The sequence below is a fragment of the Plasticicumulans sp. genome, assembly GCF_035331805.1.
Taxonomy (GTDB): domain Bacteria; phylum Pseudomonadota; class Gammaproteobacteria; order Competibacterales; family Competibacteraceae; genus Plasticicumulans.
This window is the reverse complement of sequence record NZ_DAOLKE010000466.1, coordinates 1-2323: the sequence shown is the minus strand read 5'-3', so window position 1 is coordinate 2323 and position 2323 is coordinate 1. Positions and strand designations below refer to the sequence as shown.

The following is a 2323-nucleotide window of genomic DNA, read 5'->3' as shown; positions in this document are numbered from 1 at the left end:
TCCGCAGCGCGCGAGCGCCGCGAGCAGCCGGCGGGCGTAGGCGGAACGGCTGTCGCCTTCGAGGCCGTGCAGCACCAGCACGGCCGGGCCGCGCGCGTCGCGGTGCCAGTCGAGATCGACGAAATCGCCGTCCGGCAGTTCGAAGCGTTCGCGGGCGAGGGGCGGGCGGGGTGCCGGCAGCAGCGCGGCGGCGAGCGTCTGGCGGTGCGCGCCGCCGAGACCGAAGGCCGGACGGAAGCCGGCCACGGCGATCCAGCTCAGGACTGGCCGTAGCGACGCAGGAAGTCGATGAGATCCTGGCCGCGCAGCGGCCAGGCGCCGCTCGGGTCCCAGGTGTGCAGGATGCCGCTCGCGAGCCAGCGCTCGATGTGCTGGCGCTGCACGCCGAGCGTGCGCGCGGCGGTGTCGATCGAGTACAGCGCATCGCGCGGGATGACGGGTTCGTGATAAGCCATGATCGGGCACTGACTCGGACGGCTGCCGGGCGGGCAGGGGCGTGATGGTAAGATGCCCGGCCCCGCCAGCCCAAGCCCACCGCCCGCGACGAGGTTCCGGCCCGCCATGGACCCGCTGAACAATCCGCGTTACATCAGCCGACTGACCCGCAACACGCTCGCGCTGATCCTCGCGGGCGGCAGCGGCGGACGGCTGCAGGAACTCGTGCAATGGCGCGCCAAGCCCGGCGTGTTCTTCGGCGGCAAGTTCCGGATCATCGACTTCCCGATCTCGAACTGCATGAACTCCGGCATCCGCCGGGTCTGCGTGCTGACGCAGTACAAGTCGTACTCGCTGATCCGCCACCTGATCAACGCCTGGGGCTCGCTGAAGGGCGAGCTCGGCGAGTTCGTCGAGGTGCTGCCGGCCTCGCAGCGCTACTCGAAGCAGTGGTACGCCGGCACGGCCGATGCCGTGTACCAGAACCTCGACATCATCCGCATGCACCGCCCGAGCCACGTGCTCGTGCTCGCCGGCGATCACATCTACAAGATGGACTACGGTCCGATGCTCGCGTACCACGTCGAGAAGGGCGCGGACATGACCGTCGCCTGCATCGAGACGCCGGTGGCCGAGGCGACGGCCTTCGGCGTCATGTCGGTCGACGAGCACGCGCGCGTGACGCGCTTCACCGAGAAACCCGCCCATCCCGAGAGCATCCCCGGCCAGCCCGGCGTCGCGCTGGCGTCGATGGGCAACTACGTGTTCAACACCGATTACCTGTTCGAGCAGCTGATCCGCGACGCCGATGACCCGGAGTCCGCGCACGACTTCAGCATCAACGTCATCCCGCGCATGATCCGCGACGGTCACAGCGTCTACGCGTTTCCGTTCCGCGACCCGGTCACCGGCCACCAGCCGTACTGGCGCGATGTCGGCACCGTCGATGCGTTCTGGACCGCGAACATGGAGCTGCTCGAAACCCATCCGGAACTCGACATCTACGACGAGACCTGGCCGATCCTGACCCATCAGGTGCAGCTGCCGCCGGCGAAGTTCCTGTTCGACGAGCCGGGGCGCACCGGGCGCGCGATCCGCTCGATGGTCTCGGGCGGCTGCGTGATCTCGGGCAGCGAGGTGCTGCATTCGCTGCTGTTCTCGAAGGTCTACGTGCATTCGTGGGCGAAGGTCGAGGACTCGGTGATCCTGCCGGCCGTCGACATCGGCCGCCACGCCCGCATCCGCCGCGCCGTCATCGACCGCGGCTGCCGCGTGCCCGAGGGCATGACGATCGGCTACGACCCGGACGAGGACCGCCGCCGCTTCACGGTGACGCCGAAGGGCGTGGTGCTGGTCACGCCGGAGATGCTCGGCCAGTACATCCACTACGTGCGCGAGCCGAAGCGCGAGACCGGAGGCTGAGGGCAGCCGCTCCGCGCCGGCCACCCGCCGGGCTGCGGGCGAGGGCGTGTTGCACAGCGGCGCCGTCAGCCCGGGCTTCCACCTGTTGCCATGCGCCGGACATCCGGACTCGACCCGGCGGCGCAGGGAATGCAAGACTCCGGCCCATGTCCTGCACCCGGCTCATCCCACCTGTAACAACGCCGCCTGCCCGGGCGGCGCGTCCGGGTGCGCCCGGACGACAGCTGCCGGCCGGCGCGGGGCTGGCGTGGCTGCTGGTGCTGATCTGCCTGTGCGGCTTCGTTGCCGATGCAGCGCGACAGGTGCAGATGCTGCCGGCACGCGAGCCGGCGCTGCTGCGCGTGCTGTTCCCGGTCACGGGCGGCAAGTCGCGCGAGGCGGGGCTGGTCGTGGTGCGGGCGCCGGCGCCGTGCAAGGGACCGGCGCCGCTGCCGGCCGGCGTCACTTCGCTGCCGCCGCTGCCCGG

General features: G+C 70.6%; 3 protein-coding genes and 1 pseudogene. 2 read left to right on the top strand and 2 right to left on the bottom strand.

Annotated elements, in window-relative coordinates:
• Nucleotides 1–246 (bottom strand): annotated as a pseudogene (locus PKE44_RS18455) (hydrolase); the annotation flags it as partial.
• Nucleotides 247–257: 11 nt separating this feature from the next.
• Nucleotides 258–455, bottom strand: a complete 198-nt coding sequence (locus tag PKE44_RS18450; protein WP_324554164.1) for a helix-turn-helix domain-containing protein — start codon at nucleotides 453–455, stop codon at nucleotides 258–260.
• Nucleotides 456–561: 106 nt separating this feature from the next.
• On the opposite strand from PKE44_RS18450, the gene glgC reads away from it, so the two are divergent.
• Entirely contained in the window at nucleotides 562–1857 is a 1296-nt protein-coding gene (gene glgC / locus PKE44_RS18445; protein ID WP_324554162.1) for a glucose-1-phosphate adenylyltransferase, read from the top strand.
• 257 nt (nucleotides 1858–2114) lie between these two features.
• Nucleotides 2115–2323 (top strand): hypothetical protein (locus PKE44_RS18440; protein ID WP_324554160.1); only part of this gene is annotated, 209 nt, incomplete at its 3' end.